Here is a 16,957-nt window from a genome sequence, read left to right on the forward strand (position 1 = left end):
TTTTCACACGAGGCATTCATGGCATCGTCAACACGCGTCACTTTTCCAAACAAGTTTTTACCCTATCTGCTGCTGGCACCGCAGCTCGCCATTACCGCGATATTCTTTTACTGGCCCGCATCGCAGGCCATTTATCAATCCGTTTTGCGCGAGGATCCGTTTGGTCTTTCAACGCAGTTTGTCGGTCTTGGCAATTTCAAGCGTGTTATCAGCGATGCCAACTATGTGAACTCGCTTCAGGTGACTGTAATTTTCTCCATGGCCACCGCGCTGATTGCAATGGCTCTGGCCCTGCTGCTTGCCGTTATGGCCGACAAGGTCATTCGTGGCAAAGGCATCTACCGCACATTGATGATCTGGCCCTATGCGGTTGCACCGGCCATCGCGGGCATGCTCTGGCTCTTCCTGTTCAATCCGTCGATGGGTACACTCGCCTATCTGGTCCGCTCGGCTGGATATAATTGGGACCCGCTGCTCAACGGCGATCAAGCGATGGTGCTTGTGGTTTCCGCGGCGGCCTGGAAACAGATCAGCTACAATTTCCTGTTTTTTGTTGCCGGCCTGCAATCAATTCCAAAGTCACTGATCGAAGCCGCCGCCATCGATGGCGCGGGCGAGACAAAACGGTTCTGGACCATCGTCTTTCCGCTGCTGGCGCCGACGACGTTCTTCCTGCTGGTCGTCAATACGGTCTATGCCTTTTTCGACACGTTCGGCATCATCCATGCGGTCACAGGGGGTGGACCCGGCAAGGCGACGGAAACCCTGGTTTACAAGGTTTATAACGACGGCTTTGTCAATTTGATCCTCGGGGATTCAGCAGCGCAATCGGTGATCCTGATGATCATTGTCATCGGCTTGACGGCGATACAGTTCCGCTGTGTCGAGCGCAAAGTCCACTACGGCTGAGGGAAGACGATGATTCAGAACAATCCCATTGGCCGGCTCATTGCCCATATCATCCTGATCATCGGCATTCTGATCGTGGCATTCCCGATCTATTACACGTTCGTTGCCTCCACACAGTCGCTGCAGGAGATCATGCATCCCCCGCTGTCGCTACTGCCCGGCAGCCATTTCTGGGAGAACTATTCGGCGGCGCTCTTCGGTGGTGTCGGCCGTATCGGCGGCGTCGGCGTCGACCGCCTGCTCCTCAACACAGTGATCATGGCGCTTGCAATTGCCGTCGGCAAGATTGTCATCTCGATCCTGTCGGCCTATGCGATCGTATTCTTCCGTTTTCCCGGCCGTATGGTCTTCTTCTGGCTGATTTTCATCACACTAATGCTGCCAGTCGAGGTGCGCATTCTGCCTACCTACAAGGTCATGGTCGATCTCGGACTGATCGACACGTATACGGGATTGACACTGCCGCTGATGGCATCAGCAACGGCGACGCTGCTGTTCCGGCAGTTTTTCATGACCATTCCGGGAGAACTGGTAGAAGCGGCGCGCGTCGATGGTGCTGGACCATGGCGTTTCTTCAAGGACATCCTCCTGCCCCTGTCGAAAACCAACATAGCTGCGCTGTTCGTGATCCTCTTCATCTATGGCTGGACGCAATACCTCTGGCCGCTGCTCATGACCAACCGCAACGACATGACGACCATCGTCATCGGTTTGCGCAAAATGATTTCCTTCGCCGATGCCGATACGGAGTGGCATCTGGTGATGGTCACCTGCATTCTCGCCATTGTTCCTCCGATCCTCGTTGTCGTTTTGATGCAACGCTGGTTCGTGCGCGGACTGGTCGAAACGGAGAAATGATATTGATATGGCTAGCGTAGAACTCACCAATGTCCGCAAGGTCTATGGAACTTCAGTCGAAGCGGTCAAAGGCGTCGACATCGCCATTGAGGATGGCGCACTCTGCGTTCTGGTTGGCCCATCCGGCTGCGGAAAATCGACCCTGCTACGCATGATCGCCGGGCTGGAATCCATCACGGATGGTACGGTCAAGATTGGGAACTCTGTGGTTAATAATCTTGGACCGGCCGAGCGCGACATTGCCATGGTCTTCCAGAATTATGCGCTCTATCCGCATATGAAAGTCTATGACAACATGGCCTATGGGCTGCGCAATCGCGGCATGCCGAAAGACCAGATCGACAAGCGCGTGAAAGATGCCGCGCAAATACTTGAACTGACTCATCTTCTGGAGCGGCGCCCGAAAGAACTTTCTGGCGGGCAGCGCCAGCGTGTCGCCATGGGGCGCGCCATTGTCCGAAGCCCGAAGGTGTTTCTTTTCGATGAGCCTCTGTCCAATCTCGATGCCAAATTGCGCGGACAAATGCGCGTTGAGATCAAGAACCTTCAACGTCAGCTGGGCGTGACCAGCGTCTATGTGACCCATGACCAGCTTGAGGCCATGACACTGGCAGATACACTTGTCGTGATGAATGCCGGTTCGGTCGAACAGATCGGCGCTCCTCTCGATATCTACGAGAAGCCCGCAAGCACTTTCGTTGCCAGTTTCATCGGCGCCCCGCCAATGAATCTCGTGCATGTCACGGCAGACAGCACTGGGCTCGTGCTGAAAGATGGAACACGCATCGGTGCGGAGGGCCTGGCTGTGCCGGCTGCAGGCGCTGTGATTGGCTTTCGGCCGGAAGATCTGGAGGTCGCCGCCGGAAGCGAAACGCACATTGGCGGATTGCTTCTCGAGCTTAAAGTGCTGGGCGTCGAGCCAGTCGGCGCGGAGAGTTATGTCTACGGCATTGTCGGCGGCGAGCGCGTCGTCGTTCGGGTGGCGGGCCGTTCGATTTCAGAGACCGGCGACAATTTGCGGGTGATAATCCCGAAGGAAAAGCTGCATCTGTTTGGCGCAGACGGAAAAAGAATCCCACCCGCAGGGTGAGATTCTTCCCGAAGTCTGTGATTACCAGCTTGGAACAGCGGCACCCTTGTACTTGTCGAGGATGAACTGCTTCACCGGATCCGAGTGATAGGATCTCGATCAAGGTTTTTACCCAGGGCTTGTCCTTGTCCGCGGTACGAACAGCAATCAGGTTGATGTACGGTGCCTTCTCGCCTTCCTTGAGGATTGTACCATTCATCGGGTCAAGGCCGGCCTCGAGCGCATAATTCGTGTTGATCGCCGCAGCATCCACGTCGTCGATCGAACGCGGCAGCTGGGCAGCATCGAGTTCGACGAACTTGAAGTTCTTTTTGTTCTCGGTGATATCGGCAGTCGTCACCTTGAGGCCGACTCCGTCCTTTAACTTGATAGCGCCCTTGTCTGCCAGGATAAGCAGAGCGCGGCCGCCATTGGTCGGATCATTCGGAATCGCGATGGTAGCTCCGTCGGCCAACTCATCGAAACTCTTCACTTTTTTCGAATAGACGCCCATCGGGAAATTGACCGTATAGGCGACATCGACCAAATCGAACTTGCGGTCGGCAATCTGGTTGTCCAGATAAGGCTTGTGCTGGAAGGAATTGGCATCGAGTTCATCATCATTCAGCGCCTGGTTGGGCACGACGTAGTCCGAGAACTCGAAAATCTCGATATCAAGACCCTTGGGCTTGGCAACTTCCTTGACCTTCTCAAGGATCTGCGCGTGCTCACCCGGGGTCACGCCGACCTTGATCGTTTCGGCCATTGCGCCGGTCGCGCTCAGGATTGCGGCCAAAGCGGCGGTGGCGAGGATTCTCTTCAACATTTCAAACTCCTGTTTTATGAAGAACTCAGCGTGGACGGATGCGCTTGTCAAATTTGCGAGCAAGCCGGTCACCGGCGCTCTGCACGAGTTGCACAAGCACGATCAGCACCAGAACCACGATTGCCATGACATCGGGCATGAATCTCTGGTAGCCATAGCGGATACCAAGATCACCCAGACCGCCACCACCAATCGCGCCGACCATAGCCGCGTAGCCAATCAGGCTCACAATCGTCAGGGTCAAAGCTGAAGCGATGCCGGGCCGTGCCTCGGCCAGCAACACCTTGAACACGATCTGGATCGGGCTTGCACCCATAGCCCGGGCCGCTTCCGTCAGACCGGGATCCACCTCGCGGATTGCCGTCTCTACCAATCGCGCCACGAAGGGAATGGTGGCAATCGTCAACGGCACAATGGCAGCTGTCGTGCCGATCGACGTTCCGGCGACAAGGCGTGTGAACGGAATGATGGCGACAACCAGGATGATGAACGGGGTCGAGCGCGTCGCATTCACGACGGCACCAAGCACCTTGTTCACCCAAGGCGCAGGAAAGAGCTCACCGCGACCACTGGTTGCAAGGAATACACCGAGCGGAATACCGAAAAGCGAGCCGATCAGCCCGGCCACGGCAACCATATACAGAGTCTGGCCGGTTGCTTTGAGAAGAAGTGCGAGAATATCAGCGGACATAACCAACCACCTCGGATGACAGGCCGTGGTCGGCAAGGAACTGCCGGGCCTCAACGATCTTCACCTCATCTGCGCGCAGCGAAACGACGAGCATGCCGAAGGGCCGCCCAGCAATCTCATCCACGGCGCCGGCCAGAATGTTGACCTCGATACCGAGGTCGCTGCCGAGCCGCGCCAGCATCGGTTCCGTTGCATTCTCTCCCTTGAAAACCACGCGGAGAATGGTGCGGGAACCGGCTTCGGGCCGTTCTGAAATCCGGCTGGTCAAAAACTCAGGCAGACGCATGCCGGCGAGGCCCCCGAGCAGCGCCCGCGTGGTCTCATGTATGTGTCCGGTGAAAACGTCGAATGTCGGCCCTTGCTCGACAATGCGTCCGCCATCGATGACTGCAACATGATCGGCTATGGTCTTCACCACCTCCATCTCATGCGTGATCAAAAGAACAGTCAGCCCCAATTCCCTGTTGATCTGCTTCAGCAAGGCCAGGATTGAGCGCGTCGTTTCCGGGTCGAGCGCCGAGGTTGCCTCGTCGGAAAGCAGAAGTTTTGGTTCCGTCGCCAAAGCGCGGGCAATACCGATACGCTGTTTCTGCCCGCCCGACAGCTCGGCCGGATAGCGATCGCGCTTATCAGATAGGCCAACGAGTTCAAGCAAGGGGGTGACGCGCTTTTCGATCGACTGTTTGTCGACGCCCGCGATCTCCAGCGGCAATGCGATATTGTCGAAGGCAGTACGCGAAGACAGCAGATTGAAGTGTTGGAAGATCATGCCGATGGAGCGGCGCACGGCACGCAGGCTTTTCTCATCAAGTCCGGCGACATCCACACCGTCGACAAGGACGTGGCCGGAGCTTGGCTTCTCCAGCCCGTTAACGAGACGGATCAGAGTCGACTTGCCAGCACCCGAACGACCGATAATTCCGGTCACCGAACCGCGCGGAACGACAAGGTCGATATTGGCCAGCGCCACCACTTCCGCGCTGGTCCGGCCAGCCGCGAAGCGTTTGGAGACGCCTTCGAATGCAACCATGGGATTAGCCGTCTTCTGGACAGCCGGCTCGTCATTCGCAGCTACATTAATTGGGCTCTTTGCCCTGTTTGTCACAATCGCCATATTCATTTGCGGTGCTCGCACATCCGCCCTGTTGTCTTTTTGCGACCGTCTATACAGACCATCCGAGATTTTCGATAGACCTTGACGACAGGCATGAACATTTCAACGCAGTTTGGGGCGACTTTTTGAGGTGAGAGAAGCGTTTCCACCTGTGAGCCAACTTAGGCAATGCCTTCGCAAACGACCACGCAAGGCATTCCATATTTCGGTGGATTGTGAAAACGCTATTCCAAAACAACCGCTTGCAACGCCAATGTTGCGTTCGTTGCGCAGCCCCTCGAACCACGCAATGAGTTTGGCGAGCACACAATTGCAACGACGGCAGAAGCAGATAGCGCCGTGCCAGCCGGTGTGACCGGAAGATTGGTCCCGACCGAGGCAAGGCCTTGCCGTCGAAGCGGAGGCGAACAATGCTGTCACCGGCCGTTTTGCATCACACCAGAAATGAAAAGAACCGGACTGGCAGGGGTGGGTGAAAGCCCACTCCTCACTCCAGAAATATAGATCTACGCCGCGCGGTACCGGTCGAGCCAATGGGCATAAGGCGCAGGGAGAACCCAAGCTGGATTCTCCACACCAAGTTCCTTTGCCGCCTTATAGGGCCAGTGCGGATCGTTGAGAAGCGGTCGCGCCAGCATGACCAGATCAACAGCGCCGTCACGCACCAGCCCATCCGCCTGCTGTGGTGTGCTGATGTACCATGATGTGGAAGCTGGAATGCCAGCTTCGCGGCGCACACGGGCTGCAACCGGCCCGAGGAAAGCTGGCCCCCAGGGGATACTCGCCTTGCCGAGCGAAAAGCCCATGCTCACGTCGATGAAATCGAGCCCGTTGGCTTTCAGCCGCTTGACGAGTTCAATCGCCTCCTGCAGCGTCTCCTCGTCATTGCCGTCAAATTCAATGACACCAAGGCGCATCGCCAGGGGCAGATTTTCGGGCCAGACTGCGCGCACCGCTTGCAAAGTCTCGATAATGAACCTGCTGCGGTTTTCAAGGCTGCCGCCATACTCATCGGTTCGATGGTTGGAATGTTGCGACAGGAAACTCTGCGCCAGGTAGCCATGTGCGAAATGCAATTCCAGCCACTGAAACCCGCTCGCCAGGGCGCGTCTCGCACTGTCGACAAACGCCAGCTTAACCCGCTCGATATCAGCCTTTGTCATTTCGTGCGGTACCTTCGAAAGGCCACCGCCATAGGCAATGGCCGATGGCGCGATCGTCTCCCACCCGCGTGGATCACCCTCTACGATATGGTCATCGCCTTCCCATGGCTTATTGGCACTCGCCTTACGCCCCGCATGGCCGATCTGTATTCCAGGCACTGCACCGGCATCCTTGATAAGCTGCACCGATGGCGCCAACGCAGCGGCCTGTTCGTCATTCCACAAACCAAGGCACCCCGGTGTAATACGGCCTTCCGGTGACACGGCCGTGGCTTCCACGACCAAGAGGCCTGCACCGCCACGCGCCAATGCGCCAAGATGGACACGGTGCCAGTCATTAATCATCCCATCGTGAGCCGAGTACTGGCACATGGTCGACACCGCGATTCTGTTGCGCAATGTCACATCCTTCAAGGTGAAGGGTTCGAAAAGAGAAGCCATATATGATCACTCCAATGTTGGATCCGTAGGGGAATTCAACTTCAATATTTTGATAGTTCGATATTATTCGAACAATAGCAATACACGAAAACTTGTGCTATGATTTGGGGATGAGACAGTTCCGCCATCCCCCGACCTCCGAAATCCAACTTGAATCGGTGCTGTACGCCTTGAGCGACCCGGTGCGCCTTTCGATTGTCCGTAAATTGGCACTCGAAGGAGAAGCGACCTGTGCTGCACTCGATGGCGGGCGGCCAAAGTCAAGTATGTCCCATCATTTCCGCGTGCTGCGCAGAGTCAGGCATTGTAAAAACCCGCAACGACGGTACTTCCCATATGAACGAGTTACGCAGGAGCGATCTGGAAGAGGCATTCCCCGGCCTGCTGACAGCTGTACTCGCCGTACCAAATTGAACGTCTGGCGCAACGGCCTGCTGATACCGGACTGCAGCGCATAGCACAGGGCAGGCTTCCGAGCCGTTTTTTACCGATCGCTCTTTTGATCGACGAGATACACCAAATATACTATCAAAGGTCGTAATTTGTGCGGAGCAGGTTGCAGAAAGCAATTAAACAAATATACATAAATATATTTGAATAAAAGAATGCGATTTCTTGAAAAATTACTACAAACAGGTGCCTTCAATTCACGAAAGCCATTTTATATATATCAAATATAATCAGCGTTGATTTCAACTGGCTTAAATGTAGAAAAATCATCTTAACCAAAAAGCGACAACGCACCATAAAGACATTGGTAACTATTAAAAAAAATGCTAAGTATATTAACCAATGCCGAACGTAAAAAAACTAACATGGGGAAAGATGAACTCACGATTCTGAGGGCTTTGCGTGCCGTTGTCCAATTTTCATACATTTGACGCGATCCGATCGATGTTCGGAATGCGCGGGGCGATAAACCCGGCGGTCAAACGCCGTGTCTATGCCGAGCAGATGGATGTTGCGCTCAGACTGGCGCCGTTTACTGTCCTCGTGGCGATGTGTGTCATGTTCGTCGTCGCTTTCGTTTTTTGGGATCTCGGCCCGCGCCCCTATCTTGCCGGCGTTACGACGGTGGTCACACTGATGACTGCCGGCTCGCTTTTTGCCTGCTGGCAATGGTACAAGGTCCCCAAGATCAAGGAACTCGGCTTTGATGCAATCAAGTATTTGATTATCGTATCATCGCTCTATGGCATTTGCCTTGCCAGCATTCCCTTGATGCTGTTTCTCGATGCCGACGCTTATCACAGGCTTCTGATCGCTTGTACAGCAGCGGGTTTGATGGCGACCGGGATAGGCGTTGCGGTTGTTCCGCTCGCGGCCATCGCCTATTCGGGCACAATCATCACCGGTTCATTTTTCGCTCTTGCCTCGACCGGTGAGGATTTCTTTCTTTTCATAGCAATTCTACTTGCCTTCTATGCCCTCTTCATACTGTTCACCATCGTACATATGAGCAATCTCATTGTCATGCGTACGCTGGACCAGATCAAGGTGGAACAGCAAAAGGAGGTCATCAGCCTGCTGCTATACGACTTCGAAGAAAACGCCAGCGATTGGATATGGGAAACCGACGCTGACCTGAAACTCCAACATACATCGCCGCGTTTGGCGCAGATTGCCGCGAAGACGACGAAAGAGCTACAGGGTATGCCCTTTGCCCAACTGTTCAAGGTCGATCAGTCCCACGCGGAGGAAGCGGTCAAGGTTGGTTCCATCTGGCAGGCTATCGAAAACCGCACAACGTTCCGCAATCACATCCTCCCTATCAACATCAAGGGAGAGACACGCTGGTGGTCCCTGACCGGCAAGGCGATCTTTGACAATGCGGGGCAGTTCGTCGGTTATCGCGGCGTCGGTTCGGATGTAACCTCGGCGAAGCAATCCGATGACCAATTATCCTATCTTGCCCGCTACGACGTGCTTACGGACCTGCCGAACCGTACACTATTCACCGACCAGCTCGGCCAGGCCACCAAGGACCTGGAGAAGGGCCTGCGCAGCTTTGCTGTTTTCTGTATAGATCTCGATGAATTCAAGACGGTCAATGATAGCTTCGGCCACGGTATCGGCGACCAACTGCTCAAGCAGGTTGCCGATCGGCTGCGCGGCAGCTCACCCGCAACCTACACAGTCGCACGCTTGTCCGGCGACGAATTTGCCATTCTGGCGCGCGGTGCCGATCAAGCGGCGGCGACCGAGCTTGCCGAGCAATTGGTCCAGAGCATTTCACAGCCGTTCTGGATCGATGGTATCCAGATCAACATCCACATCAGCGTCGGCATTGCAATCGCTCCGACCGACAGCGTCAACGACATTATGCGCTGCGCGGACCTCGCGCTCTATCGTACCAAGAACGAGGGCCGCAACAGCTTCCGCTTCTATGAGGTCGAAATGGATGCGCGCATCGAGGCAAAGCGTGCATTGGCAATGGATTTGCGGGGAGCGCTGGCCCGGCAGGAATTTATCCTGCACTTCCAGCCCATCGTTTCCGCGCAGACGCTGAAAACCGTCGGCTTTGAAACCCTGCTTCGCTGGAAACATCCGGTACACGGTTTCATTTCACCGACCATCTTTATTCCGATCGCTGAAGAAACCGGCAATATCATTCCTCTTGGCGAATGGATCATTCAAGAAGCGTGCCGTACCGCCGTCTCGTGGCCGCAGGACATCCATGTTGCGATCAACATATCTGCAATCCAATTCCGGCACTCCGATCTTGCATCGATTGTCCGCGATGCCCTGACGAAAAACAAATTGAAACCGAACCGGCTGGAACTCGAGATCACGGAATCGGTGTTCCTCGAGGCCAATGTTGCGGCAATCTCTCTGCTCCGCCAGTTCCGCGCCATGGGCGTCAGCATCGCACTGGACGATTTTGGGACGGGTTATTCGAGCTTGAGTTATTTGCGCAAGATGCCGTTCGACAAGATCAAGATCGACCAGTCTTTCGTCCGTGATCTGCCCCACAATCGGGGGAGCCTCGCGATCATCCGCGCTGTTATGGGCCTCGGCGCCAGCATGGGCATGAAGATTACCGCAGAGGGTGTAGAGACCCGCGAACAGCTCGCCTGCCTGCAGAAGGAAGGTTGCGATCAGGTGCAGGGCTTCCTGTTCAGCCCTGCCGAGCCTGTTGAAAAGACCTTCGAACTCCTGGCATTTGACAGCGAGCGCTATCAGGTCGCCAGCTAGAGCAAAAGTTTGTCCATATGAAGCCAGGTCTGGATCCCGGACGACTCGTCAATCAGCTGAAATGGCCGGTGGAATACCTCAAGCCTGACGTTTCGCAGCATCCTGGATAGGTGGCCGGTAGCTCGGAGACAGGCGGGAATCTTTGGGCCAATAGGGAAGAAAGCCCTTGATTACCTCGCCCGGAATGTCGAGCGGAGTGTAATTTTCCCGATCCACGAACATCAACGACTGCTCGCCGTGCCCAAGCAGGCCTTGCGCCGAGCTATGAATTTCGTGCTGCAACGTGACGAATTTGCGGTTGTGCCGTGCGATCTTGATCCGCACGCTGATCTGTTCAAATTCTTTCGACTCGCGTCGATAGTCGTGAGAGAACGACCGGGTAAGGATATAGAACCGCGTTGTGGCGAGGTCGAAATCCGGCATGCAGACATTGAAGAACAGTTCGCGCGCCTTGCCCACCCAGCGGACATAATTGGCGAAATAAACGTTGCCGACCGAATTGGTGTCGTCGTAGGTCGGTACCAACTGCATGACGAACCACTCTCCGTCGAAGCCATGTGACGGCGACATATCCTCGCCGCCAGACACGCCTGTCAATGGTGATGGCGTCATCATTCGGAAAGGCTGGTCGACGATCTCGACTGGTATCGCTTTCGAGGCTGGGCCAACCAACTCAATGATAGCCGGCAATGCGCCAATCAATCCTATGAACGGCGAGATGAACAGGAAACCGGGTATTGGCTGGATATATCCGATTACGAATATCAGCGCGGAACCGCAGCCGATCATGAAGCTCAGCACAGGATCGAATTTCGGCCTGGCGCCCAGCGCTTCACAGACCAGATTGGCTGAAGCGCTGACAAACAATGTCGCAAAAGGCATCATGAAATACATCAATGAAAAGTTCGCTGGAACCGCAGTGAAGGCAACCCAGACAGCGCCAAATAGAAGCCATAGGGGCGATGAGGCCACACCGTCAGGGATCAGGGCGAGAAGCGGACTGTTACTGCGTAGATTCTTACCCTTGAGGAACCACGACGTTGCGCAATAAAAGCTGTCCACGGTTGAAGCGAGGGCAATGACCGTCCAGACCACAAAGGCAACTGCGAGATATGGCTGCCCGTTTTCTGCAGCGAGCACAGTGGCTGCAGAAACGGCACCCTGGGCGCTGGGCAGCCCATCGATCGAAAGAATGCTGCCGATCGGGCCGACGGCCGAGGCTGTCAAGGCGTTCAGAAATAGAAACCCGAAGAACAGCAATGCACCAACCCCATACGCAAGGCCCACGTTACCGCCTTCGCGCTTGATGGTGACGGCCCGTTGCCAATGCTGAATGTCGAGCCAGGGTCCAAGCAGAAAGCCGATAAGCGTGGGCATGACCAGGCCATAGAAGCGACTATCGAATTGCTGAAGCGGCACCCCCGGATAATCCGACGTCTGGCGCAACCCAATGAGCAAGACGATGCCAGCGGCGACACCAACTACGGTATAGGCGATGTGCAATAATTTTATTTGTTGCAATGACAGCGCATGCCCGATGGCGCAGGCAAACAAGAGCAACAGGGCAACACCGACCGGAGAGCCCTCACCGACAATCGGCTGCCAAAGATAAGCTACAAAGCCGAAGATGGTGACAACTAGCGCGGCCATCTGGAAGAGCAGGAATACACCCGCGTAACGGCCTTCAATTTCCTTGATGATCTGATCCGGAGGGCGCTTGGTGCGGCCAAGAATATAGCCGAACAGCCATAGACCCGCGACATTGGCGATGGCAAAGCCGAAAAAGCCGAGCCACCCATAAGTCAACGTGACATGGATAGAATAGAAGAACCCCAACCCCCACAGCCAAGATAAGCCTATTGTTGGCGCCCACAAAAAGATTCCGCACGACCGTCATGACTATCCAGCTTTAAAGAAACTCTGCTCTACAGCATCATACTTTAGTCGATGTTATTCGCTGAAATAAGTCAATGATTTGCATTTGCCGCGAGAGCGGGAAATTGACATTTTTTTGCGTGACAAGCTCTCGCGCAATACCTGACCCGCTGGCGGGCGATCCCTCCATTTTACCAGTTCGTCAGCTCAGGTATTTTCCCACGCCCTAATAGAGCGATAGTGTTCACTGGCCGACAGGGCCCGCCTCGCTTCAACGTGCGGTTTTCGTCAGCTTAGTCACAAGGGATCTAGTTGGCCGCCTCACTCATCACTCGTGCCACTCCAACTGATTAGCCTCCGATTGATTGCGAGGTACCGGCGTCAGTCGTAAAATAGCCTAACGGGTAAAAATGTGGTGGGGGCCATGAAAAGAACTCGAGGCTACTATGATTATGAAGGGAGGCACACGCGGTTATTCTTGATCAAAGTGTGCGATTACGGCGTTGCGGTTCTTTTCGTGGCCGGCGTTCTCTATTCAACCTATCTCGATATCGAGGGACGGTTTCAGCCGAGCGATACGAAACTATTGTCGGCCAGGCACGCGACGGTCGACGGCGCAACAGCTGTCGAATAGCCGCCTGCGCCAGCAGTCTAATTGGTTCGACCCTAAAGGCCTGCTATTGCGCGCAGATCGCTTACAGCACCTTCCGCAGCAGCGAGCACCGGCGATCCTCGCGTAAGGCCATCACCCTTGACAGGAAATGGATGATGCCAGCCGCCGGCTTCCTTGACCAGGCAGTAGCCCGCCATGCAATCCCAGGCATGCATATATGGTTCGTAGTAGCCGACCAGCCGCCCGGCCGCGACATAAGCCAGCATTAACGCGCCGGAACCATTGCGAATGAAATTGCCGCCGGCATCGAGCAGTTTTTCAACAATCGCTGCCACTGTTGCCGGTGTCACATGATTGTTGGCGCCAATGCCGGTCACGGCGTTGCGGATGTTACGGCTCGCATCAAGCTTCAGGGCCTTGCCGTTCAATGCGGCACCCATGCCCTTGGCTGCCGCGTAGAGTTCATCGTTGCACGGCACATAGATGACGCCGATGGCTATTTCCTCTCCATGCAAGGCTGCGATGGAAACACACCACGTCGGCATGCCGTTGACAAAGGGGCTAGTGCCGTCAATCGGATCGATAACCCACGTATAATCGGACGTACCTGAGCTGACGCCATATTCTTCGCCAAGAATGGCATCGCCCGGAAATGCCACGGCGATTCGCGTCCGGATGAGATCCTCCACTTCGCGATCGGCGATTGAGACAACATCGTGCGGATCGGCCTTGGTCTCGATGACCAGCCGTTCACGTGCATTGAAATGGGCAAGAGCCACGGCCCCGGCCTCGGTTGCCATTTTCTGAGCCAGGGCGAAGCGATCCTGAAGATCAGCAGCGGCATGCGATGTCATGTTCGTTCCTTCGGTATGGATACAGGCGTCAATTGTTGATGATGGCGATGCCACGATGATGAAAGCCGATGCTGACATTCGTGGCAGGCGCAAGGTTCCTGTCGACGGCTGGATCCACGACAAAGAGTGTGCCCGCCTCCGTTTCGACTTCATATTCCACGTGATCGCCGAGATAGGCGGCATGCCGGATGCTTCCGGGAAAAGCGCCGGCTTCAGCCGCCTCGAGCGTAATCGCGTTGGGCCTGACGGCGAGCTTGGCCGGTCCCGGCCGCGCGCTTCGCCCGGGAACCGAATGTTCGAGCCTGCCAACGCGGATGATCGCCTGCCCGCCATCACTTCGCAGCACTTCACAGGGAACCACATTGGCCTCACCGATAAAGTCGGCGATGAAGGATGACGCGGGTGCTTCGTAGAGTTCGCGCGGTGAGCCCTGCTGGGCAACAACACCGTCCTGCATGACTATGATCCTGTCCGACACCGCAAGCGCCTCTTCCTGGTCATGGGTGACATAGACGGCCGTGAAACCGAGGCGCTGCTGCAGCTCACGGATTTCCGTTCGCACGCGGCGCCGCAGGCGAGCATCAAGATTGGAGAGGGGTTCGTCAAGCAAGAGCACCTGCGGTTCGAGCACCAGTGCGCGGGCAACGGCGACACGCTGCTGCTGGCCACCGGAGAGCTCGGCGGGCAGCCTTTGGCCATAACCGGCAAGACCAACCTGCTTCAGCCCCTCCTCTGCCCGTTCACGCGCCTCATTCTTTTTCATCTTCGATGATTCGAGCCCATAGGCAACGTTCTCAAGCACCGACATATGGGGGAACAAGGCGTAGGACTGAAATACCATCGAGACATCACGTTCGTTCGCGGGAAGCATGGTAACGTCCTTGCCGCCAATGAGAATGCGTCCCGAACTCGGATGCTCAAGACCGGCCAGCATGCGAAGGGTCGTTGTTTTGCCGCAGCCTGATGGACCGAGCAAGGTCACAAGCGTACCAGGTTCGATATCCAGGGTCAGATCGTGAATGGCCGTGAAGGTTCCGAACTGCTTTTTGACATTGGCGAAAACAACAGAACCAGTGCGATGGGTTGTCATGATACGGCCTTCTCTTGAGGTGCGGCAGACGGAACGAAGGCGGTCGCAACGCGGTTCTCGCGGCGCAACTTCCTCTCGCCCACCAGTAGCTGGAAGCAGGTGATGATGACGATCATGACGACAATCAGCATTGACGAGTAGGCCACGGCAACGCCGTATTCGCCGTTCTCGACAAGGCCGACGATGTAGGAAGTCGCCATATTGTACTCCGCGCTGACCAGAAATATGACAGCGCTGATCGAGGTGATGGCACGGACGAATGAATAGACCAGCGCAGCCACGATCGCGGGGCGAAGCAAGGGCAAAATGACTTTGCGGATCGTGCGGAAACTGGTCGCCCGCAAAGTCAATGACGCCTCGTCCAGACTCTTGTCGAGCTGGCTCATCGCCGCCACACCGCCGCGCACGCCAACCGGCATGTTGCGAAAGACAAAACAGGCAATCAAGATCAGCGCGGTACCGGTCATCTCCAGCGGCGGCAAATTGAACGCCATGATGTAGCTGATGCCAATAACTGTGCCGGGTATCGCAAAGCTCATCATCAGTGCGAACTCGAACACATTGCGTCCGACGAAGCGCTGACGAACGATCAAATAGGCTGTGAGTAGTCCGACTGCTGCTGTGAGCGGTGCCGAAATCAGCGCGATTTTGATGGTTGTCCAGAAGGAATTCCACGCAACCCCTGTCCAGGCAACCACGCCATTATCAAAGCTGAACGAGAATGCGCGCTGATAATGCTCGAACGTGAGCGTGTTATCGAGACCCCATGTCCGGACAAAGCCGCCGACGAAGATCATGCCGTAGATGACCAGCGTGAACAGGATCCATGGAATGACGATGGCATGCACACCTATTGAAAGCGATCGGGGTAAGGCGATATGTGCCCCCGAATCGCCCTTGCCGGTTACGGTCGCAAAGCTCTTGCCGCCGAGCCACAAACGCTGCGCAAGGAATGCGGAAAGCGTGAAGAACAGCAGGATAATCGCCAGCACGGCGGCACGCGACGGATCATTTTGCGAGCCCACAACAGCGAAGAAGATTTCTGTCGAAAGCACCCCGTGGCTGCCGCCGAGCACCAGCGGATTGCCGAAGTCTGCCATGCTCTCGATGAATCCGATCAAAAAAGCATTGGCCAGCCCGGGTTTCATCAAGGGCAGTGAAATCTTCCAGAATGTGCGCCAGCGGTCTGCGCGCAGCGTCTGCGGCAGCTTCTTCCATGGATGGACTGACACCCTCGACGACACCGATCAGCACCAGGAATGAGATGGGCGTGAACGAGAGAACCTGTGCAATCCAGATGCCCGTGAGGCCATAGAGCCAGCGGCCGGGCTCGATGCCGAAGAGGTTGGAAAGCTGCTGTGTCACCACACCGGCGCGGCCAAAGAGCAGGATGAGCGCGAGGCCGATGACGAAAGGCGGCGTGATGATCGGCAGGATCGTCAGAAGTCGCAAACCCTTCTTGAATGGAAAGCGTGTACGTGTCGCGACCAGTGCGAAACATAGACCAAGTAAGGTAGAGCTAAAGGCCGCAAGTATCGCCAGAAGCAGGGTCCGCCAGGCAATCCCGCAACGATTGCCACCGATGACACAATCCAGGCTCCAGATCGATGGATCCTGAATGTTGCGGACAAATCCGGAGGGATCGAACGAACCGTCGAAGGTCTGGAAGGCCCCGACAAACATGCTACCGACCGGATAGAACACAAAAATGCTGACGAGGACAACAAGCAGAGCGATCGAGGCAACCACGAAGGCATCGCCCCTGAGCGCGCCGCGCTCGGCGAGGCCAAAGGAAAACAACAGGACAAAGGACAACGCAACCAGCCCTGCCCCCGCCCCCATGGATGATTGTCCATCCGCAAGCGGTCCGAAAAGACTTTCGCTGATCGTCCACGTCCAGCCGCTGAAACCGACCGCGAGACCTTGCAAAACAAGGAAGATGAGACCGGCCCCACCTGCAGTGATCAGCATATTTGAACGCAATGGCGAGACCTTGAAGGCTCGAGCGCATAGGCCGACAATGAAGAGCAGCGCCAAGACCGCCAAGGTCCAGCGGCCATATTCGAAGATTTGCGCCAAGCCAGGCGCTTCTTCCGGCCCTGTCGGGAAATTGCCCAGCCAACCGAGATTAAAAAAGCCACTTTCGATTCTGTACCAGGGCACGAGAGTGAACCCGGCAAGCCCTATACCAAGAGCAATGTTCAGTCTCCGGTCGCTACGTTCCATCACGCCACTCGCCGCCTTGATTCATGAAAGATA

General features: G+C 55.8%; 11 protein-coding genes and 2 pseudogenes. 5 read left to right on the forward strand and 8 right to left on the reverse strand.

Features of this window, described 5'->3' with window-relative positions:
- The first annotated feature begins 18 nt into the window (after window positions 1-18).
- The 3 genes from ugpA to ugpC are packed head-to-tail and all read left to right on the forward strand — an operon-like array spanning window position 19 to window position 2,857.
- Window positions 19-909, forward strand: a complete 891-nt coding sequence (gene ugpA / locus N8E89_RS02145) for a sn-glycerol-3-phosphate ABC transporter permease UgpA (protein ID WP_262261017.1) — start codon at window positions 19-21, stop codon at window positions 907-909.
- A gap of 9 nt (window positions 910-918) precedes the next feature.
- Window positions 919-1,767, forward strand: coding sequence for a sn-glycerol-3-phosphate ABC transporter permease UgpE (gene ugpE / locus N8E89_RS02150; protein WP_106662674.1), 849 nt, complete (start codon window positions 919-921; stop codon window positions 1,765-1,767).
- 7 nt (window positions 1,768-1,774) lie between these two features.
- Window positions 1,775-2,857, forward strand: a complete 1,083-nt coding sequence (ugpC, locus tag N8E89_RS02155; protein ID WP_106662673.1) for a sn-glycerol-3-phosphate ABC transporter ATP-binding protein UgpC — start codon at window positions 1,775-1,777, stop codon at window positions 2,855-2,857.
- A 21-nt stretch (window positions 2,858-2,878) separates the two neighbouring features.
- On the opposite strand, the pseudogene N8E89_RS02160 reads toward ugpC, so the two are convergent.
- The 4 genes and pseudogenes from N8E89_RS02160 to N8E89_RS02175 form a co-directional block, all read right to left on the reverse strand.
- Window positions 2,879-3,659: pseudogene (locus N8E89_RS02160) on the reverse strand (MetQ/NlpA family ABC transporter substrate-binding protein).
- Between the two features lie 28 nt (window positions 3,660-3,687).
- A complete protein-coding gene (locus N8E89_RS02165) occupies window positions 3,688-4,353 on the reverse strand; it encodes a methionine ABC transporter permease (RefSeq protein ID WP_106662672.1) in 666 nt (221 codons plus the stop codon).
- On the reverse strand, window positions 4,343-5,383 hold the full coding sequence (locus N8E89_RS02170) for a methionine ABC transporter ATP-binding protein (protein WP_162707290.1): 1,041 nt from the start codon (window positions 5,381-5,383) through the stop codon (window positions 4,343-4,345). Before N8E89_RS02170 ends, N8E89_RS02165 begins: the two co-directional genes overlap by 11 nt.
- A gap of 590 nt (window positions 5,384-5,973) precedes the next feature.
- Complete coding sequence (locus tag N8E89_RS02175; protein WP_262261018.1) at window positions 5,974-7,071, reverse strand: NADH:flavin oxidoreductase/NADH oxidase; 1,098 nt, start codon at window positions 7,069-7,071, stop codon at window positions 5,974-5,976.
- Window positions 7,072-7,974: 903 nt separating this feature from the next.
- Here N8E89_RS02175 and N8E89_RS02185 point away from each other — a divergent pair.
- Window positions 7,975-10,266 carry a putative bifunctional diguanylate cyclase/phosphodiesterase gene (locus N8E89_RS02185; protein WP_245448594.1) on the forward strand — a complete coding sequence of 764 codons (2,292 nt, stop codon included), beginning with the start codon at window positions 7,975-7,977 and terminating at the stop codon, window positions 10,264-10,266.
- 78 nt (window positions 10,267-10,344) lie between these two features.
- Here the strand turns inward: N8E89_RS02185 and N8E89_RS02190 are convergent, their stop codons facing one another.
- Window positions 10,345-12,102, reverse strand: a complete 1,758-nt coding sequence (locus tag N8E89_RS02190) for an acyl-CoA thioesterase (protein ID WP_262261020.1) — start codon at window positions 12,100-12,102, stop codon at window positions 10,345-10,347.
- A 463-nt stretch (window positions 12,103-12,565) separates the two neighbouring features.
- Here N8E89_RS02190 and N8E89_RS02195 point away from each other — a divergent pair, with 463 nt between their 5' ends.
- A complete protein-coding gene (locus N8E89_RS02195) occupies window positions 12,566-12,775 on the forward strand; it encodes a hypothetical protein (RefSeq protein WP_262261021.1) in 210 nt (69 codons plus the stop codon).
- A 32-nt stretch (window positions 12,776-12,807) separates the two neighbouring features.
- Here N8E89_RS02195 and N8E89_RS02200 read toward each other — a convergent pair whose 3' ends face one another.
- From N8E89_RS02200 to N8E89_RS02210, 3 genes and pseudogenes are all read right to left on the reverse strand, one after another.
- Window positions 12,808-13,608, reverse strand: coding sequence for an inositol monophosphatase family protein (locus tag N8E89_RS02200; protein ID WP_106662666.1), 801 nt, complete (start codon window positions 13,606-13,608; stop codon window positions 12,808-12,810).
- 28 nt (window positions 13,609-13,636) lie between these two features.
- On the reverse strand, window positions 13,637-14,698 hold the full coding sequence (locus N8E89_RS02205) for an ABC transporter ATP-binding protein (RefSeq protein ID WP_106662665.1): 1,062 nt from the start codon (window positions 14,696-14,698) through the stop codon (window positions 13,637-13,639).
- Window positions 14,695-16,924 (reverse strand): annotated as a pseudogene (locus N8E89_RS02210) (ABC transporter permease). Before N8E89_RS02210 ends, N8E89_RS02205 begins: the two are co-directional and overlap by 4 nt.
- Between the last annotated feature and the right edge of the window lie 33 nt (window positions 16,925-16,957).

The organism is Phyllobacterium sp. A18/5-2 (genome assembly GCF_025452215.1).
GTDB classification, from domain to species: Bacteria; Pseudomonadota; Alphaproteobacteria; order Rhizobiales; family Rhizobiaceae; genus Phyllobacterium; species Phyllobacterium sophorae.